Annotated in this window: 15 protein-coding genes; 1 reads left to right on the forward strand and 14 read right to left on the reverse strand. The window is 45.2% G+C overall.

Translation table 11 applies throughout. From position 1 onward, the window contains the following. Positions 1-10 precede the first annotated feature (10 nt). From kduD to kduI, 3 genes are all read right to left on the reverse strand, one after another. Complete coding sequence (gene kduD / locus ACR32F_RS27635) at positions 11-763, reverse strand: 2-dehydro-3-deoxy-D-gluconate 5-dehydrogenase KduD (protein WP_440112739.1); 753 nt, start codon at positions 761-763, stop codon at positions 11-13. Positions 764-840: 77 nt separating this feature from the next. Beyond that, positions 841-1,599: a DeoR/GlpR family DNA-binding transcription regulator gene (locus ACR32F_RS27640; RefSeq protein ID WP_440112740.1), complete on the reverse strand. Its 759-nt coding sequence runs from the start codon at positions 1,597-1,599 to the stop codon at positions 841-843. A gap of 268 nt (positions 1,600-1,867) precedes the next feature. After that, positions 1,868-2,707, reverse strand: coding sequence for a 5-dehydro-4-deoxy-D-glucuronate isomerase (kduI, locus tag ACR32F_RS27645; protein WP_440112742.1), 840 nt, complete (start codon positions 2,705-2,707; stop codon positions 1,868-1,870). A gap of 217 nt (positions 2,708-2,924) precedes the next feature. On the opposite strand from kduI, the gene ACR32F_RS27650 reads away from it, so the two are divergent. Next, positions 2,925-3,404 carry a DinB family protein gene (locus ACR32F_RS27650; RefSeq protein ID WP_440112744.1) on the forward strand — a complete coding sequence of 160 codons (480 nt, stop codon included), beginning with the start codon at positions 2,925-2,927 and terminating at the stop codon, positions 3,402-3,404. 162 nt (positions 3,405-3,566) lie between these two features. Here ACR32F_RS27650 and cyoD read toward each other — a convergent pair whose 3' ends face one another. From cyoD to ACR32F_RS27705, 11 genes are all read right to left on the reverse strand, one after another. Next, positions 3,567-3,896, reverse strand: a complete 330-nt coding sequence (gene cyoD, locus ACR32F_RS27655) for a cytochrome o ubiquinol oxidase subunit IV (protein WP_440112745.1) — start codon at positions 3,894-3,896, stop codon at positions 3,567-3,569. Continuing rightward, entirely contained in the window at positions 3,897-4,517 is a 621-nt protein-coding gene (cyoC, locus tag ACR32F_RS27660) for a cytochrome o ubiquinol oxidase subunit III (RefSeq protein ID WP_062836430.1), read from the reverse strand. Continuing rightward, positions 4,518-6,488 (reverse strand): cbb3-type cytochrome c oxidase subunit I, encoded by a 1,971-nt coding sequence (locus ACR32F_RS27665; protein WP_440112747.1) that lies wholly within the window; start codon positions 6,486-6,488, stop codon positions 4,518-4,520. A gap of 21 nt (positions 6,489-6,509) precedes the next feature. Beyond that, positions 6,510-7,487, reverse strand: coding sequence for a ubiquinol oxidase subunit II (cyoA, locus tag ACR32F_RS27670; RefSeq protein ID WP_440112749.1), 978 nt, complete (start codon positions 7,485-7,487; stop codon positions 6,510-6,512). Between the two features lie 319 nt (positions 7,488-7,806). Beyond that, on the reverse strand, positions 7,807-8,070 hold the full coding sequence (locus ACR32F_RS27675; RefSeq protein ID WP_440112751.1) for a hypothetical protein: 264 nt from the start codon (positions 8,068-8,070) through the stop codon (positions 7,807-7,809). A gap of 343 nt (positions 8,071-8,413) precedes the next feature. Next, entirely contained in the window at positions 8,414-9,760 is a 1,347-nt protein-coding gene (locus ACR32F_RS27680) for a GH1 family beta-glucosidase (RefSeq protein ID WP_440112753.1), read from the reverse strand. A gap of 377 nt (positions 9,761-10,137) precedes the next feature. Beyond that, a complete protein-coding gene (locus ACR32F_RS27685) occupies positions 10,138-11,838 on the reverse strand; it encodes an ABC transporter substrate-binding protein (RefSeq protein ID WP_440112755.1) in 1,701 nt (566 codons plus the stop codon). A 382-nt stretch (positions 11,839-12,220) separates the two neighbouring features. Beyond that, positions 12,221-13,909 (reverse strand): ABC transporter substrate-binding protein, encoded by a 1,689-nt coding sequence (locus ACR32F_RS27690; RefSeq protein WP_440112757.1) that lies wholly within the window; start codon positions 13,907-13,909, stop codon positions 12,221-12,223. A 188-nt stretch (positions 13,910-14,097) separates the two neighbouring features. Beyond that, the gene (locus tag ACR32F_RS27695; protein ID WP_440112759.1) at positions 14,098-15,000 is read right to left on the reverse strand and encodes a carbohydrate ABC transporter permease; all 903 of its coding nucleotides are present in this window, start codon (positions 14,998-15,000) and stop codon (positions 14,098-14,100) included. A 15-nt stretch (positions 15,001-15,015) separates the two neighbouring features. Further along, complete coding sequence (locus tag ACR32F_RS27700; protein ID WP_440112761.1) at positions 15,016-15,999, reverse strand: ABC transporter permease; 984 nt, start codon at positions 15,997-15,999, stop codon at positions 15,016-15,018. Between the two features lie 278 nt (positions 16,000-16,277). Continuing rightward, positions 16,278-19,184, reverse strand: coding sequence for a glycoside hydrolase family 2 protein (locus tag ACR32F_RS27705; protein ID WP_440112763.1), 2,907 nt, complete (start codon positions 19,182-19,184; stop codon positions 16,278-16,280). Between the last annotated feature and the right edge of the window lie 59 nt (positions 19,185-19,243).

Here is a 19,243-nt window from a genome sequence, read left to right on the forward strand (position 1 = left end):
CATCAAGCGATTAACGTGCCATCCAGCCGCCATCGACATTCAGCACATGACCATTCAGATAGTCCGAAGCTGCCGATGCCAGAAAAACAACCGGACCTTTCAGATCTTCCGGTGTACCCCAACGTCCAGCAGGAATACGGGCCGTGATGTCCCGGTAACGATTCTCATCCGCACGGATCTGGGTTGTATTATCGGTTTCCATGTAACCTGGAGCAATCCCGTTAATCTGAATGCCTTTTCCTGCCCATTCATTGGCGAGTGCTTTGGTTAAACCGGCAACGCCATGTTTACTGGCTGTATACCCTGGCACATTGATTCCACCTTGATAGGACAACATCGATGCAATATTAATAATTTTGCCGCTTCCACGTTCAATCATATGTCTGCCAGCCAATTGGCTTAAGAAAAATACCGTATTGAGATTCAGTCCGATCACATCGTGCCAGTCCTGTTGTCCATGATCAGCCGCAGGCGTGCGGCGGATGATTCCCGCATTGTTGACCAGAATATCAATTCTGCCCTGGAATGCCAGTGCCTGTTCGAACACAGCTGGCAATTCATCTTCACGACTGAGATCCGCTTCAATCACATAAGCTTTGCGCCCAAGTGCCTCAATCGCACTTGCCGTTTCCGCAGGCTTGGAATAGGAGACCAGCACAACATCAGCACCCGCTTCTGCCAGACCAATCGCCATCCCTTGTCCAAGTCCTCCCGAAGTGCCTGTCACCAGTGCTACTTGTCCGCTTAAATCAAATGGGTTCATGAATGATTCCTCCGCATGGTTTGATATGCAAACAATAGATTTGTCCGTTTCTTTAATTCCATGAAATATGAATGAGGTTAACTCTGGTAATCCACTGTGACACCGCTCTGCTTGTACAAGGCAGCCATCTCCTCATCCAGACGGCTGTCACTGATAATGCAGTCCAATTCTGAACAGTGCGCAAAGGTACGAAGCGCAAATTGCCCAAATTTATAATGATCCACGACGCCGTATACCTGCTGAGAGGCAGAAATCATTGCCTTTTTCAAAGGAACCAGATCTCCTGTGTAGATGGAAAGTCCAAATTCCGGATGAAGGGCTGTCGTGGATATAAAGGCTTTATGAATGTTAAGATCGGAAATAAAAGCCGCCGTGTCGTCTCCAACCAGCATATTCCGTACTCGGGCCCCACCCGGAACAACCAGGCGCACCTGCTCCTTTTTGGTCAGCTCTGCAATAATGAACAGATCATTGGTGACCACCGTAAGTGGCTGATTGTCCAAACGCTTCGCCATCTCCAGCGTGGTACTCCCACCGTCCAGCGCAACGATATCTCCAGGACGTATATAAGCGAGTGCACGCTCGGCAATCTCCGTTTTCTCTGAATGATGCTTCTCCGTAGCCCCGCGGCTCGTGAGGATACCATACTGATTGTTCTGAGCCAGCATGGCACCCCCGTGGACACGTACGAGCAATCCCATGCTCTCCAGCTTATCGAGATCCTCCCGCACGGTCTTGCCCGTCACTTGCAACAGTTCACTCAAATCACTGACAGTGACTTCCTGCCTCTCCAGCAGAGCCTCCATAATTTTTTCATGTCGTTTCAATGGATTCATCACAATCAACTTCCTATACATCTTTATTAAGGTGAATAATAAGTTTAACACGTAACACTTCGGGTACAGAAAACCTTCCGATCGCTCTTATCCCCAGAGACTTTTTGATCCCCTTCTTCAAGGGGAAAATCCGGTGATAAAGGTAAGCTTATGCTTCCGAAGCAGCTTTCTTCCCAGAAAGCTTTTAGCTCCACTTCTTCAGGTCCTTTCTGTCCCCTCTGTTCTAATGTCTTCTTGAGTTCAACTTAAAAAAGATATTTGTAATTTATTATTTCAGGTCCTTCATCGCTACACCGTCCATATCCTCGAACGTCTGGTTCTCACCAGCCATCGCCCAACAGAAGGTATAATTGCTTGTACCTACACCACTGTGAATGGACCAGCTTGGCGAGATGATTGCCTGACGATCACGTACAACCAAATGCCGTGTCTCATTCGGTTCGCCCATCATGTGGAACACAACGCCGTCTTCCGGCAGATTCCAGTACAAGTATACTTCGGAACGGCGATTATGGGTATGTGCAGGCATGGTATTCCACATGTTGCCCTTGTCGAGTTCGGTAATACCCATCACCAGCTGACAGCTCTGAATTCCACCCTCACCCTGGTGGATGTAACGATAGATTGTACGCTCATTTGAACTTTCGATGCTGCCCAGATGATTCGGCTGAGCCTGTTCTTGCGTTGCTTTTACCGCTGGATATGTGTGATGTGCAGGTGTCGATACAAAATAGAACTGGGCAGACTGATCCTTATCACTGCTCTTGAAGACGACTTCCTTTACGCCTTTACCAATATACAGGCATTCCTTCGCCCCAATCTCATAGCCTTGACCATCAGCTGTCACTGTTCCGTGACCGCCAACGTTAATGATACCGATTTCACGACGCTCCAGGAAAAAGTTCGTTCCGATATCCTTCAGGTTTACTTCAAGTGCAATATCCTTGCTCTGAGGTACAGCCGTTCCTACAATATAACGATCCACATGGGAATATACCGTCACCAGTTCATCGGTTGCGAACAATTGCTCCATCAGAAATTCCTCGCGCAGTCGGGACGTATCATAGGTTTTCACTTCGTTCGGGTGTGCAGCATAACGGTTTTCCATTATTAATCCATTCCTTTCATTAGTGAGATTACGTTCATATAAGTTCATTTTAGTTCATTTAGTACTATTTGTGTACCTTTATTTTTCAAAATGTTTTTGGATGGACTGTTTTCGTAGCTTTGTTGTTTGCGTAATTTATTAAAAGTATATTCTTGTCTCTAACAAATGAGCTTGGTATAATCTCACTGTAAATAAAAGGGAATAGGTGGAGATTTAGATGAATGCAACGGATGTAATAATATTCAATTTTGAAGAAGTTAGACGGAGAAGTATAAAAATATGGAAAGCAATACCTGAAGAAATGTTACATTGGAAACCTGATGAAGATGCTCTTACTTGTGCTGGAATGATCAGACATTTATTACAAGGTGAGTTTCTTTTTCACCAAGTTCTGATAGGGAGAGGTGGCAAAGCACTATCGAATTTGTTTAATCCCTTTGAAGCAAAAGAATTCACTTCAGTAGATGATGAACTTGAATTTGCACAGCCTTATCGCGAGGAATTCTTGAACTACATAAAAACAATTCATATAAATGACTTAGAAAATATAGAAATAGACCTTTATGATGAAGGTGGTTATATTAGAACACTGGGGGATATGTTATTACGCATTGCTTACCACGAAGCCGTTCACACAGGTCAGTTGTTAGACTATATGAGAACAATGGGAATTGAGCGCCCTAAGATATGGGATTGATCTTTAGAACAAGGCTTTGACTTTGTTAAAAGCCATGTTTTATGGACGCCCGAAATATTCCAACTGTTATAAGATTAGACTTTTTAATGCTAATTTTAAATAGAACAAAAAAAGGGGCTCCACAGTCTGTAGTACAGACCGGGAGACCCTATTTGCTCTGAATCAATGCGCAACAGCGTTGTTAAGCATGATCCAGATGGAACCAATTACGATGGTCATCATAATCAGCAGACCGAAAATCAGGGCCATGACATTCCAGCGTGGTTTCTCCGTTTCACGAATATGCATGAAGAAGAAGAGTTGAACCACGAACTGAAGTGCCGCTGTTCCGAGAACAACAACGAGTGTTCCTGTTCTGCCCATCATATCATTGAGAACCACCACAAGTGGAATGATTGTCAGAACGACGGACAGAATGAAGCCTATGACATAGGACTTCAGTGAACCATGTTGCTCGTGGCCGTGGGAATCATGTGAGTTGTGCTCTGCCATCTACATCACCCCCATGAGATAGACGATCGACAGGAGGAAAATCCATACGACGTCCAAGAAGTGCCAGTACAAGCTGATAACGTTGATTTTACCGCGGGTAACATCAGTAATACCACGTTTTTTCAGTTGGAACATAAGTCCGATCATCCAGATCAGACCGAGCGATACGTGAAGTCCATGAGTACCCACAAGGGTGAAGAACGCGCCAGAAGCAGCACTCGTTGTGAAGCTAAACCCTTCGTGAATCAACTCGATGAACTCATATACTTCCAATGCGATAAAGCTTGCACCCAGAACAGCTGTAACAGCCAGCCAACTGATTAATTGTTTTACTTTACCCTGGTTCATTGCCAGAACGGCGAGGCCGCTCGTAAATGAACTTGTGAGCAAGATAAACGTCTCAGCGATAACACCTGGCATTTTAATCAATTCAGACAAAATCGGTCCGCCCGCCGTATTGTCACGCAACACAATGAAGGTTGCGAACAATACGGAGAACAGGATTACGTCGGAAATCAGGAAAAACCAGAATCCGAGAATTTTCATTTCCTGTGGATCATGATGTCCATGGTCGTGACCATGTGCATGATTCTCACCGTGCTTAGCGGCTGCTTGAGCCATCTATACCGACCCCCTTAACGACGCTTCGGTACGCTTAATTTCGTCGACCGGAATGTAATAATCCGTATCGTATGAGAATGAACGAGCGATCATGCAGATCCCTACGCCAGCAAGTCCGAGAATTGCCATCCACAACCATCCGAAGACAAAGCCGAAACCGGCGATGAACCAGAAGACAGACATGATGAACGGAATTCCAGAGTTCTTCGGCATATGAATCGGCTCAAGCGGTTGCTCAGGCGGATAGATACCTTTGGCACGACGTTCTTTCTCTTCCCACCACTCATCAATATCATCTCCGCGCGGTGTAACGGCGAAGTTATATTCAGGAGCTGGTGAAGGTATTGACCACTCCAGCGTACGGCCATCCCATGGATCGGCAGGAGCTTTGAGTGATTTGTATTTGCGAATACCGTCTGCGATTTGCGCAACTTGGAACAGGAACCCGACACCCATCAGGAATGCCCCGATTGTAGATACGAGGTTCAATTCCCACCAGCCAGTATCCCAGCCGTAAGTGCTCAGACGACGTGTCATACCCATCAAACCGACAGCGTACTGCGGCATGAAGCAGACATAGAAACCAATATTCCAAGTCCAGAATGCCCATTTGCCCAGTTTCTCTTCGAGTTGGAAACCGAACATTTTAGGCCACCAGTAATACAGACCAGCGAAGTATCCGAAGACAACGCCACCGATCAATACTTGGTGGAAGTGGGCAATCAGGAAGTAACTGTTGTGGAACTGGAAGTCAGCAGGAGCAACGGATAACAGAACGCCTGTCATACCACCGACAATAAAGCACGGGATAAAGGCAAGTGTCCACATCATCGGAGTCGCCATGCGAATCCTTCCTCGATACATGGTAAACAGCCAGTTAAATATCTTAACCCCTGTTGGAATAGCAATTAACATCGTGGTTACGGCGAAGAATGCATTCACGTCTGCTCCTGAACCCATCGTGAAGAAGTGATGCGCCCATGTGAAGAAGGACAGGAAGCTGATGATTAACATTGCAAATACCATTGACTTGTAACCAAACAGTTTTTTCCGAGAGAAGGTACTTACAATCTCGGAGAAGACACCGAATGCCGGCAAGACGACAATGTATACCTCAGGGTGACCCCACATCCAGATCAAGTTGATATACATCATTGGGTTACCGCCCAGATCAAGTGTGAAGAAATGCGCCCCGGCAAACCTGTCGAGGAATAGCAATGCAAGTGTCACGGCCAAGATCGGGAAAGCAAACAAGATAATGATAGAAGTAGCGAATACCGACCATGTGAACATCGGCATTTTCATCCATCTCATGCCTGGCGCACGCATTTTAATGATGGTAACCAGGAAGTTGATACCGGTAGCAAGGGAACCGATACCTGATATCTGTATACCCCATATATAGAAGTTCTGTCCTACCCCCGGACTGTGCGACAGCTCCGATAGAGGCGGATAACTCAGCCATCCCGCATCCGGTGAACCACCGATAACGAAGGACAGGTTAAACAGCATTGCGCCCAAGAAGAACAGCCAGAAGCTGAGTGAATTCAGGAACGGGAACGCAACGTCTCTTGCTCCGATCTGTAGTGGTACGATAACGTTAAATAGACCAAACATAAATGGCATCGCCATGAACAGGATCATGATTGTGCCGTGAGTTGTGAAGACCTGATTATAGTGTTCAGGATTTAGAAATTCATTGTTAGGCATAGCCAGCTGAAGGCGCATCATTAGCGCATCCACACCACCACGGAATAACATGATAATGGAAGCGATGATGTACATGATACCGATCTTTTTGTGATCGACAGTAGTTAACCAGTTACGCCAGAGCCAGCCCCATTTTTTGAAATAAGTTAGCACCGCTACAATAGTAATCATGGTAATTCCGATAGCTACCATCGCACCATAAATAAGCGGATCACCGGTAACGAAAAACTCCGATGCAAACTCTTTAAGTCGCTCTAACATTGGGGGCCTCCTTTCCAATCTTTAGTTAGCACTCTTGTCCGCGTCTTGATTGGACATATCCGTTACATTTTGATTTGTTCCTGAAGCTTCATCCGAACTTCCGCCATGTTTGCTGTGAGCACCTTGACCGTCAATAACATACTTGGTCACGATATTCTGGAACAGCCCTTCAGGAAAGGCAGAATAATAAGCAACATTACTTGTTCCTGGTTCAGCCAGTGCATTGTAACCTTCTGTCGTCAACGGCTGGGAGTTCTGTTTCACTTCAGCTACCCATTTGTCAAAATCTTCGTCTGATGTAGCATTCACATCAAAACGCATTTCTCCAAAATGTTCACCTGTAAAGTTCGCGCCTGAACCCCAATATTTGCCTTCGTGATCTGCCTGCAGGTACAAGGTCATCGCCATACCCGACATCGTGTAAATCTGTCCACCAAGCTGCGGAATCCAGAACGAATTCATTGGTGAATCTGCTGTAAGTTCAAATTTCACGGGCCGGTCTGCCGGAATATTCAACGTATTGACCGTTGCAATCCCTTGCTCAGGATACATAAACAACCATTTCCAGTCTAGTGAAGACACTTGAATGGTAACAGGTGCTTTCTCGGAAGCCAGCGGCTTCGAAGGCTCCAGAACATAAGTGTAACGAATCGTTACAATTGCGAGTATTCCAATGATAATAATTGGAACTGTCCACCAGATAGCCTCAGCCTTAGTGCTGTGAGACCAGTTTGGCTCATAAGCAGCTTTATTGTCTGGCTTATCGCGATAACGCCATACAATCACAGCTGACAAAATGAGTACTGGAACAATGATGACAGCACATAAAATGGTCGAGATTACAATTAAGTCTCTCTGCGAAGCGCCAATAGGCCCCTTCGGATCCAGAACAACGTACTGCCCACCTGCCAGCATTGGCCAGACAATCAAAGCAATTGTAACCAACGTCAGAACAATCGGAATGATAATCCGGGTAAGCGACCTAGGTTTCTTGTTCATCTTGATCCCCTCTCCTTAAATTCGCTCATACTGAAAAATCAGTATACTACTCTCTTCGTTCTAAAGATATCAGAAATGAGCAACTTTTTTGTTCATGTTAACAAATTTGTCGATTTTGCACCTTAAATATGTGAATTTTTTCTCACAAATCGCTTGCACACTTGATATTTGTACATTGTAATCTTTACACTTCAAGACACAAAATAAAACCCTTTGCAGTCCCGTTGAATAGTATCAACGAATCCGCAAAGGGCTTTATTGACTGGGATTCCGGGATTTCATCCAGTCTTATTATGAACGAATTAACGCAAGATTATCATTAATCGGCGCCTTCGTCTTCCCGGCGTGTATGAACGAGTCCAATCGATTTGGCAATTACGTAAATAAACACACTACCCACCAAAAATCCAATACCCACCATCAAGCCAAGGTTACGATCATTAAAATCATTCAAATTGATCAAGCACAAAACCACTCCCGTAATAAGTGCGATCCAGGCCAGAACGGTCATCGTCAACACTGCGCGCCGCATATTTTTGTCCTTGCTTTCCAATTGGCTTACCATTGCTGTCTTCGATGCCATAGTAAACACTTCCTTTTCCCTTTTTGTAAGTGCTTTCCTTATACCAATATACCACATTAGTATGATTTTTAGTCAACAAATGTTCAAATTTATTTCGCAATTTGGACACTTTATTTACTTTTTAACTGTTGACAAGTTCCTTAATAGTTCTTCTTACTTCTTATAACCCAAAAACCGTCTCTTCATAACAAAAACATTCTCCACCTTATTAAACCTTCTTGAACTTGTGTCTTATCTGTCAACAAACAAAAAAGGACGGGGCAACGGATATTCCGAAGCCACCATCCTTTTTGCTTAGCTTACTTCGTGCAAGCTGTACTTGTACCTAACGTTGCAGGTATGGCTAATTCCGTGTTTCCAGCCAATTGTTCTTGATCACACTCTTGTACCAATAGAAACTTTCCTTCGGCGTTCTGACCAGTGAACGGTAATCGACATGCACGAGTCCAAAGCGCATGCGGTATCCTTCCGCCCACTCGAAATTGTCCATCAGAGACCAAGCCATATACCCTTTCAGGTTGATGCCGTCACTAATAATCCGATGGATCTGAGCCAGATGCTGCTGAAAATATGCGATACGACGGTCATCATTGATTTTGCCGTTCTCCAGATCATCATTAATACAAGCACCATTCTCAGTAATATATACATCCACGTTTCCGTATTTTTGCAAATAGTGCATAAACTCATACAATCCACGTGATTCTACTGGCCAGCCGATATCCGTTTTTGTCAGTCCCATGTCGACTTCTTCGGATTGCAATACCCCCGCTTCTGGATTGAATCGATTAATGCCCATCGTGTAGTAGTTAATTCCGAGCAGATCAATCGGTTGCGAGATGATCTCCATATCGCCTTCCTGAATCGGCACTGTAGCACCCGCTTTGGCGAACCAGTCAACCAGAAATTGCGGGTAAGATCCCTTATAGATCGGATCAAGGAACCAGTCCGTATTCAGGGCAATAGCCCGATCACAGGCAGCTTGATCTTCAGGCGTTTTGCTGTATGGCTCAGCCCAGCATACGTTTGGGGCTATACCAATCTGTCCGGTTATGCCCATGCGACGGAACGATTGGACCGCTTTACCGTGCGCAACCAATAATCCATGAGCAACATTGATTGACGTTTGCAGATCCCTGTTTCCTGGTGCATGAATCCCAAGTAGATTGGACAGAAAAGCGATACACCATGGTTCGTTGAAGGTCAGCCAGAAATTGATTTTGCCTGAGAATTCTTTGAAGATCACTTCTGCATACTTTACAAACGCATCCACGGTTCTCCGGTTCCCCCAGCCGCCGACATCCTCAAGGGTCTGCGGCAGATCCCAGTGATACAATGTGCAGAAAGGTTCAATTCCAGCTTCAAGCAACTTATCGACGAACCTGTGATAGAAGTCTAATCCTTCCCGATTGATCTCGCCATCTCCATCCGGAATGATGCGAGGCCATGCAATTGAGAAACGATAGGTGTTAATACCCAGTTGTTTCATCAGTTCAATATCTTCCTCATATCGGTGGTAACTGTCACAAGCCACATCGCCATTATCTCCATTAAATACTTTACCTGGCGTACGGGCAAACGTATCCCAGATAGATATCCCGCGTCCACCTTCCTGTGCCGCCCCCTCTATTTGGTAGGAAGCCGTTGCTGTTCCCCAACGAAAATCTTGCGGAAATTGAAAAATCGTCATTGTTGATTCCTCCGTCTCATGGTGACACGCGGATCGTCTGTCCTGCGGTCATGATTAAAATCATTGCATAATCGAATAATCCTGATTTGCGTATTAAATGGGGACATAAATAGCTCCTGTTCCTCTCATATCTGTTGAGCCCACTAAAATATAAAACGTTTTCGATAAACCGTAAAACAGGGGGCGAACGATGATTATCCAGGTCTATGGCCGCTTTGAAAACCAGATTATATACGCAATAAACTGGAAGTGCTTACAATAATGAGATTATATTGGATTTCCCAAATTACGTCAATGTAAATCATCACATGATCAACAAAAAAAGGCCCATTTAAAGGCCCTTTCTTGTGTAACCATTGAATTACAGACAATCCGTGTTATTTTACGTCTTTTCCTGTCCACAGCGAGACACGTTCCTTGATCCAGACCGTATATTGTTTCTCCATCTCTACTGCCCCTGCTTTATCGAGTTCAGCCAGAAGATCATCGTAGACTCTGTCGAAGTTCTCAGGTTTAGCAAGGATGGCTTCCGGTATCCGTTTGCGTACGATATCCTGCGTTTTCTGGAATGTTACGTTATAATCCGTATCCGAAGGAACTGGCATGTTATATGCTGCGCCCCAGTCTTTGAGCTTCAGGTCCTCTTCGGAAGGATAGAACTCTTTCCATGTTGTAATCCCATATGCTTTCAACGTTTCCTTCTCAGCTGCAGTGTAGCCTGCTTGGATCTGCTCAGGGAAGTTCGTTGTGTAGTAGTTATCCGTGGAATCTTTCACACCATCCCCGTATCTTGCACTAAAGATGTTGTACATTCCAACGCCTGTTTCTTTGGTGAAGGCTGAGTTTTCATTTGTTTTGCGGTCCTGAACATCCTGAGGAATGATACGTTTGCCATTTTCCACTTTGTATTGTTTACCTTCAATGCCCCAGTTTCTCAATACCTGGCCTTCGTCCGATGCGAGCCAATCCATAAATTTGATAATCCGCACTGGATCTTTCGCAGAAGTCGTGATCCCGATACCATATCCATCAAATCCGGTTGGCTGGAACGTATGATCCACAATATCCTTGTTCAGCGATACGGAGAAGTGAGCGTACGTATTCTCGCCATTATTAACTGATTTCAATGCATTTTCAGCTTCACCATAGTTCCATTCTTGGTCAATCAGACCCAGTACACGACCACTGGCGATTTTGGATTTGTATTGGTCATCCTTTTGTACAAAGGTGTCTTTGTCGAGAATTCCTTCATTGTACATTTTGTTCAACCAGCGGAAGTATTCTTTTTCTTCTGGACGCTTGTAGTGCAGCTTCGCTTCATAGGTCTCAGGATTAATGTAGTATTCCCCGTCATCCGGGCCACCCGTTGCCTGGAAAGCCGGATTGGTTACCGTGATCATTATTTTCCAGTCATCCGCATTCAAAGTCAGAGGAATCGTTGGTTGACCGTCAATGGTTGGATGTTTTGCATAATATTCTTTCAGAACTTTTTCGTAATCCTCAAGTGTTTTTACTTCTGGATAACCGAGTTCTTTTAATACCTTTTGCTGGATCTCGAATCCGCCTGTTGCATCAAACGCCACATTATCTACACCCATATTCGTTGGGATTGTGTAAATGGCCTGATCCTCCAAGCTGTATTTCAGACGGTTCATCTGGTCCCCATATATTTTTTTTAGATTTGGTGCATGTTTATCAATCAGATCAGTCAGGTCAAGCATCGCACCAGCATCTACAAGCTTAGACAAGTTACCTTTGGGATAGATAATATCAGGGTATTCACCGCTGGCAGCCATCAAAGGTATCTTCTGGTCGCCACCATTATTCACATCATACTCGGCTTCAATTGTAACACCTGTTTGCTTGGTAATCTCCTGGCCGACTGCATCCTTCATGTTGTTCCAGTTTGGACTTGCGTCAGCACCAAAGAACGTAAAGGTGATTGGACTGGTGGTATCCCCTGTGTCCGTTGGTGTCTCTGAAGCCTTACTTCCTCCTCCGCCGCTGCAACCTGCTGTAATAGCAAGAGCACTGGCTAACAGAAGCATTGCAAATGTTTTTGGTGTTTTGCCCTTCATGTGTAATCCCCCTTATGGATAATATGAAGCTATCTATTGTAGAACAGGCTCGCCTGTACATACCGTAATCAAATGATTCTGAATATAAAACGTTTACAATAAACCATATAAAAATCGTTTTCTTTTTTAGGTGAAATTACACTTTCCATTCCAGTACATGGAGGAACAAATTCTTGCGCTTTTGAAGTAAAGGGTTGGTGTACAAGGCTTGGTATATCTCAAATGAAAGTGCTTTCATATTTGAATTCTAATGCCTCGAAAATCCCTTGTCAATAGTGAGTTTATTAAATCGAAAACGATTTTTAGAAAACGTTTTCGATATTTAAAAGAACCTGAGTTATCAGGTTCTTTTTTCTTCAAAAATCAAGCTTGCTATCACAAATTATTTGCCTGCTTCACCATTCCACAATTGCACACGGTTTTGCACCAGTTCCGTGTACTGCTGTTCCATCTGTTCTGCTCCGGCTTTGTTCAGCTCGGCAATCATCCCATCATAGATGGCATCGAATTGCTTAGGAGAACTGAGGATGGCTTCTGGAATCCGTTTGCGAACAATATCCTGTGTTTTCTGGAAAATGACATTGTAATCCGAGTCACCAGGTGTCGGCATGTTATAGGCTGCTCCCCATGGTTTAATCGGGAACTCATCTTCACTTGGGAACAGATCTTTCCACGTTGTAGCTCCGTATGCTTTGAGTGTCTCTTTCTCCGCATCGGAATAGGCCGCTACAATCTGTTCAGGGAAGTTTGTTGTGTAATAGTTACCTGTTGAATCTTTGACACCATCTCCATAGTGACCCGACATATTGGTGTAGAGCCCAATGCCAGTCTCTTTCTGGAATACGGCTGCATTATTCGTTTTTTGATCCTGAATATCGGCAGGTATAACACGTTTGCCGTCTTTTACTTCATACTGCTTGCCCTCAATTCCCCAGTTCATCAGAATTTGCCCTTCTTCAGAAGCCAGGTAGTCAAAGAATTTGATCGTACGAACCGGGTCCGGATTCGATGTGGTAATCCCTACGCCCCAGCCCGATACAAAACCAGGGTCCTGAAAGGAGTGATCTTTGATGTCCTTATTCAAGGTTACTGGGAAGTGTGAATACGTTGCCTCGTACTTGCCCGCTGCCTTCAATGCATTCTCTGCATCGGAATAACCCCAATCCTGGTCAATGACACCAAGTACACGTCCACTCGCAATCTTGGATTTATACTGGTCCGTTTTCTGCACAAAGCTATCCTGATCAAGCAACCCTACACTATACATATGGTTTAACCAACGGAAATACTCTTTCTCTTCTGGACGTTTATAGTGAAGCATCGCTTCATACGTCTCTGGATCGATGTAGTACTCACCGTCATCCGGAGCGCCTGTGGCAAAGAAGGCCGGATTCGTCACCGTAATCATGATTCTCCAGTCATCCGCATCCAGTGTTAACGGGATCGTTGGCTGACCATCAATCGTTGGATGCTTCTCTTTGTATGCTTTCAATACATTTTCATAATCCTGGAGTGTACGAACTTCGGGGTAACCCAGTTCTTTCAGCACACGCTGCTGAATACCGAATCCACCGCCTGCATCAAAGTACTTCTGGTCTACCGCATAATAGGTCGGCAGTACATATATTGCTTGATCTTCATTACTGTATTTCAGCCGGTCCATGTAATTACCATACAGTTTCTTCAGATTGGGAGCATATTGCTCGATCAGATCTGTCAGATCAACCATTGCCCCGGCATCCACCAGTTTGCTGAGTTCTCCTTTGGGTGAAACGATATCCGGATATTCTCCGCTCGCCGCCATTAAGGATACTTTATCCTGACCACCACTAACGGCGAATTCACCATTAAGGGTTATCCCTGTTTTCTCTGTAAGGACTTTACCCACTTCATCCTTCATACCATTCCAGTTCGGACTTGGATCGACGCTGAAAAAGTCAAAAGTGAGTGGCGTTGTATCCGCGCTCGTGTCCTTAAATGACGTATCGCCGCTATTTTCTCCACCGCAACCTGCGAGCAAAGACATTGCAAGCACTGGAGCCAGTGCAATCTTCATTTTGAATCTAGCCATAATGGTAATCCTCCCGTTTCATATGTCTGTCTTATTAGAGACTTTTTTTGTCCCTGTCTATAGCTTCATGGAAACCACGCCGCAGCCCTATACGGTGAAGCGCAGACCACATGGTTGCACTTCGGGGTATCCTGATGCTTCATCTTGAGGTGTACAGCCGCTCTATGTGGCAGCCTGTACAGACTTGCTTAGGCTTTTACTGCGCCCAGTGTCATACCACCAACAAAATATTTCTGAAGGAACGGATATACAACCAGGATTGGAATCGTTACAACGATCGTAATCGCCATTTTGATCGATTCCGGTGAAATCTGTGTCATCTGCTGTGCCATATCATTGGCATTCCGTCCAGCGCCAGAACCTTGCTGTGTACTTTGCAGCACTTTCATCAGCTCGTATTGGAGTGTGGTCAGATGTGCTTTTGAACCATTGTACAGATACGTATCCAACCATGCATTCCATTGACCTACAGCCAGGAACAATGCAATCGTTGCGAGTACCGGTTTACACAGTGGCAAAATGATTCTGTAATAGATCTTGAAATCATTCGCACCGTCCAGTTTCGCTGATTCCTGCAATGCATAAGGCAGACCATCAATGAATGAACGGATAATGAACACGTTAAACGCACTGATCATGCCTGGCAATACATATACCCAGAATGTACCGATCAGGTTCAGGTCACGCATCAGGATGTACACCGGAATCAGACCACCGGAGAAATACATCGTGAGTGCAAGCGTAGTGGAAACAAACTTTCTCAACTTGAAGTCAGGACGACTCAATGTAAATGCGATCATGGAAGAACTGATCAAGCCGAGCACCGTACCTACAATCGTACGTAGAATGGAAATCTGCAAGCCTTGCAGCAATCCCTCATACTGGAAAATGGTTTTGTAGTTCTGCAATGTAAATTCGCGAGGCCATAGATAAATTCCGCCACGTACCGTATCCGTCGAGTTATTGAGCGAGATGGCGAGTACGTTAAGAAATGGATATAGTGTTACAATCAGCACCATGGTCATCGCGAGGATGTTAAATATATCGAACAGCTTGTCGCCCCGACTAGCATTGAATGCTTTGTTCGCCATAATGTGGTCCCCTCCCTACATGATGCTTTCTTTGGTGAATTTTTTGAACAATCCGTTCGCTGTAAACAGAAGGATGATACTTACAACGGAGTTGAATATGCCTATGGCTGTACCGTATGAGAATCGTCCCATGTTCAGACCATAATTGAGCGCGTATAGATCAAGTACTTCCGAGTAGTCAGTCACCAGACTGTTGCCAAGCAAGAACTGCTTCTCGAAACCGATGCTGATCAGATGTCCAATCGACATGATGAAAAGTACGGAAATCGTGGTCCGTATGCCTGGCAGCGTAATATGCCACATTTGTCTCCAGCGGTTTGCTCCGTCTACACGGGAAGCCTCGTAAAGCTCCTGATCAATCCCTGTAATGGCCGCGAGATAAATGATGGCATTCCAGCCCGTTTCCTTCCACAAGTCTGAAGCGGTTACAATGTACCAGAACAGATTGCCCTTAGCCATGAATTGGATGGGTTGATCGATAATGTGTAGGTTTACCAAAATGTCATTGATAATCCCTCCATCGGTGGAGAGCATCTTGGTGATAATCCCTGCCACAACGACCCATGATACAAAGTGAGGCAGATAGGATACCGTTTGCACAGCACGCTTGAAGAACATGCCTTTCATCTCATTCAGGAGAATCGCGAAGAAAATAGGCACGATAAAACCAACAACCAGTCCCATCAAGCTCATTGCAAGCGTATTTCGAAGTACCAGATAGAAGCGATCATCACTGAACAACTCGACAAAGTGTTTAAAACCTACCCACTGTTGATCGCCGAACGACCTGGCTGGTTTATAGTTTTGGAATGCCATCGTCCATCCCCATAGTGGCAGATAGTTGAATACAAATACCCAAACCACGAATGGCAATGACATGAGATAGAGATACTTTTGTTGCTTCATGCTGTCCCAAATTCCGTTCCGCCGTTTTTTGATTGGCGGCTTGGGATCACTGCTTCTGTTCGCGGAAGCGGATTTTTTTGTTAGCGTTTCCATCTCCGTTCCCCCTTCTCTGTTTTATAAAATAATCATACCTGATAGAGCGTTTTCAAAATACCAGCTTCATTTTAGACAAAATCATATGAAAATTAGATATTCCCCCATACAATCAGACATCATCTCTATAAAATCAGTGATTATTATTCCTTTCTCTACTCACAAATGAGATAAATTGGGTATTTAATTTGAAAATGGAATAATACGAAAACGTTTTTTAGAAATCGTTTACTTCATAATAAATACGAACAAAAAAAGGACCTCGAAGGTCCTTCAAACTATAATGCAAAACGTATGGTGTTTAACTTCACAATTCCTAACAGCTCTCCTACAGATACGGAAGCATCGGGATCAAAATGATTGCCGAGCAAGTACGTTATCATCTCCTGAAACAAGTAGGCTGCCTCGGGTCGTTTCATCATGGATGGGTTAGCAAATGGAAGTGAGGAAACCAGCAATTTTCCCTTGCCCACTTTGACCTCAAAGGCATAAGCCAGACGCTTCGCTCTGTGAAAATGATCGATCACCTCAATGAGGGGCCGCACACCATGCAATGTATCCAGACATATCGCAGGCGTGCCATTCACTAGATGATACCACTGCCAATTGGAGGCACGATCATGAGGGAAGGAACCGAGTAAGGGTACCTGATCTTGTAAATGCATACCCATCGTTGCTCCCGGCTGGGTTGCAAACATGAGATAATTCCAGAATACAGGCAAGTACTTGGTCACTATCGGATCATAGAGCCCTTCTGTACTTGTCTGAAGCCAGACACTGCCACCATTCACCAGATAATCCAGTGTGTTAGGCGTAAGTGCTTGTATGATGACCAGATCTCTCTCACGATGGTTCAATACCTGATATCCGTCCAGATGATCTACGCAATCATGATGTGCTTCAGGCAGCAATGGCTGCAGTTCCGGCAACGTATTCCAGATCCGATTCGATTGCGAGTGGACCTGATAGAATGGAAATGACCAGCCATGCCACACATTGGTGGCGATCATGTTAGAATCCCCTGACCTTAGCTGCGCTTCAATATGAAAGGATGCTGCCTTCTGCAGAGGTGCTTTCGTTATCAGGCTGCCTACTTCGTGTACCGAACCACGACTCGTGTTTCCATAGCTCCACTCCCCTTGGTCCTGAACTACATCGTCACTGACAAGCCGCCAATGAATCGTTGCATCCTGAATCAGTTTCTGTCCATAGTGAGATATGCGTGCTTCAATACGAATAGGTTCTCCTGCATAAAATGTACGTTGGCTGCAGCTCAGCAATAAGACCACATTGCCGTTGAACTGTCTGAATTCTTCGGGCTCCGCAATCCCCTTGCTATCCCAGAATACGTCCAGAATGCCCGTCGTAGCATGTCCCTGCCCCGGAAAATCACGGATATCCAGCAGTTGCACGCCCGCAGCATCCGGCGTTCGGCGTACTCGCTCCATCGCTTCTTTTAAGGAACGAACTAGATGGGTACCGCTTGCCTGCTGAAAATTCTCCAGATCTTCTGTTAGTCCTTTGCGTGCTAAAGAATCCTCAATCGGTTGCAACCAGCTTGGACGTAGGACCCCCGTATACTTCTGTCGCTCCTCGGGACGAACATACATGGTGAACTGTGCATGCTCATGTCCAACAACCGGACAATTCGCAAGACGTGTCACGGCATGATAATCCAGCGTTGTATCCGGCACCGCAGACAGCTCGGACGTAAGCGGAGGATGCCAGTTCAAGGATTGGATGTGATAGTCACCTTCCCGACCTTGAGCCGGGAGTTGTCCAAAACCCGTATTATCCGTATATAGGCGTGTAGGATCCAACTGTCTGGCCCGGTTTACAAGCTCATTCAGTTCAGGATGACCATTCGCTCCAATGAGCTCATTACCCATGGAAAACATGACAAAAGACGGATGTTTATGCAGCGATTGAAGCAAGCCATCCAGTTCTTGTGTCAGATAAGACAACACTTCAGCTGGTGCAGAATGATCACGGTTCTCGAACAATCGCGACCAATGCGGAAGTTCTGCCTGCACCAGCATGCCCTCTTCATCCGCTGCTTCCCAGAAAGGCTCAGGTGCGCTCCAGCCATGCAGACGAACATGGTTAAAACCATAGGATCGGGCGATTCGAAACTGCTGAACATAGTGATCCTTGTCCCATACCGGATAACCTGTAAGCGGAAAGATACAACAATCTACATAACCACGCAGAAACACAGGGATACTATTTAATTCGAGCTGTTTGCCCTTGGCAGCAAAAGAGCGCATACCAAATGTCTGTTCCATTCGATCCAGCTCCTGCACATCGTCATGCAAAGAGATCATTGCCCTGTACAAATCGGGAGATTCATCCGACCACAATGCAATACCGTTACCTTCGCTGAGCTTGAGTTGCCATGAATCGATTTCACAGCTTGCTTCCAAAACATCTCCAGATACTTCTTCGAAACTCTTCTGAATATTCAGTTCTATCTTGTAACTTTGACGGGGTAGCCAGCTACCGTCAGGATGCTGAATATCCATATACAATTGCAGTGCTTCAGCTGACTTATTTACGGGAGCGCTTACAGCACATTGAACGGATATTGTGCCTTTCGTAACCTCAGGCTGTATCCGTAATCTATGGATTCGGTACGCTGGCAAGCGGTCCAAAAAGGCCCCCCCTGTGATTCCGCCCCAGGCTGTAGCTGTATGCAAAGAATGAATATGGCTGCCAGCCAAAGGGAATTTCATCGTATTATCCACACGCAGCTCAATCCGATTCAGGGCTCCATGCTTAATGAGAGAGGTAACATTCCATTTCTGTTGATTCACCAGGCTATCCTGCTGCCCTGCATAGTGTCCATTGATCCAGAGGTCTGTCGTCCATCTTGCCCCTTTCAGTCTAAACACATATTGGCAGTCCAGGTCATCCACTGGAACCTGCACATTTTGTGCATACCATGCAGTGCCCTCATACTCGCGCTCTTTAGTCCATGTATCTATCCTTTGATATTCAGGCTCATCACCGTATCCCTGCTCTTCCCATGAACCGGGAATCTGAATCTCTTCCCACGCTGAATCATCTGCCTGTGGAAGTTGTGATGGCTCTTGTAAGGACGCCAACGAGCCTGAATCCAGACGAAACTGCCATGTTCCATTCAGGTTTAACGTATGACGCACAGTATGCACATCCGATGAATTCATCGTTCTGTCCCTCCTTATTTGGATATAGAGTACATCCAGTTTAAGATGTTAAGCACACA

The sequence above is a fragment of the Paenibacillus hebaui genome (genome assembly GCF_051934385.1).
Taxonomy (GTDB): domain Bacteria; phylum Bacillota; class Bacilli; order Paenibacillales; family Paenibacillaceae; genus Paenibacillus.

Excerpts from the sequence above, each read along its gene's own strand:
- ACR32F_RS27650 (WP_440112744.1), top strand. The coding sequence starts at position 2,925 with ATGAATGCAACGGATGTAATAATATTCAATTTTGAAGAAGTTAGACGG.
- ACR32F_RS27665 (WP_440112747.1), bottom strand. The coding sequence starts at position 6,488 with ATGTTAGAGCGACTTAAAGAGTTTGCATCGGAGTTTTTCGTTACCGGT.
- ACR32F_RS27695 (WP_440112759.1), bottom strand. The coding sequence starts at position 15,000 with ATGGCGAACAAAGCATTCAATGCTAGTCGGGGCGACAAGCTGTTCGAT.
- ACR32F_RS27690 (WP_440112757.1), bottom strand. The coding sequence starts at position 13,909 with ATGGCTAGATTCAAAATGAAGATTGCACTGGCTCCAGTGCTTGCAATG.
- kduI (WP_440112742.1), bottom strand. The coding sequence starts at position 2,707 with ATGGAAAACCGTTATGCTGCACACCCGAACGAAGTGAAAACCTATGAT.
- ACR32F_RS27685 (WP_440112755.1), bottom strand. The coding sequence starts at position 11,838 with ATGAAGGGCAAAACACCAAAAACATTTGCAATGCTTCTGTTAGCCAGT.
- ACR32F_RS27705 (WP_440112763.1), bottom strand. The coding sequence starts at position 19,184 with ATGAATTCATCGGATGTGCATACTGTGCGTCATACGTTAAACCTGAAT.
- ACR32F_RS27700 (WP_440112761.1), bottom strand. The coding sequence starts at position 15,999 with ATGGAAACGCTAACAAAAAAATCCGCTTCCGCGAACAGAAGCAGTGAT.
- cyoC (WP_062836430.1), bottom strand. The coding sequence starts at position 4,517 with ATGGCTCAAGCAGCCGCTAAGCACGGTGAGAATCATGCACATGGTCAC.
- ACR32F_RS27640 (WP_440112740.1), bottom strand. The coding sequence starts at position 1,599 with ATGAATCCATTGAAACGACATGAAAAAATTATGGAGGCTCTGCTGGAG.
- kduD (WP_440112739.1), bottom strand. The coding sequence starts at position 763 with ATGAACCCATTTGATTTAAGCGGACAAGTAGCACTGGTGACAGGCACT.
- ACR32F_RS27675 (WP_440112751.1), bottom strand. The coding sequence starts at position 8,070 with ATGGCATCGAAGACAGCAATGGTAAGCCAATTGGAAAGCAAGGACAAA.
- ACR32F_RS27680 (WP_440112753.1), bottom strand. The coding sequence starts at position 9,760 with ATGACGATTTTTCAATTTCCGCAAGATTTTCGTTGGGGAACAGCAACG.
- cyoA (WP_440112749.1), bottom strand. The coding sequence starts at position 7,487 with ATGAACAAGAAACCTAGGTCGCTTACCCGGATTATCATTCCGATTGTT.
- cyoD (WP_440112745.1), bottom strand. The coding sequence starts at position 3,896 with ATGGCAGAGCACAACTCACATGATTCCCACGGCCACGAGCAACATGGT.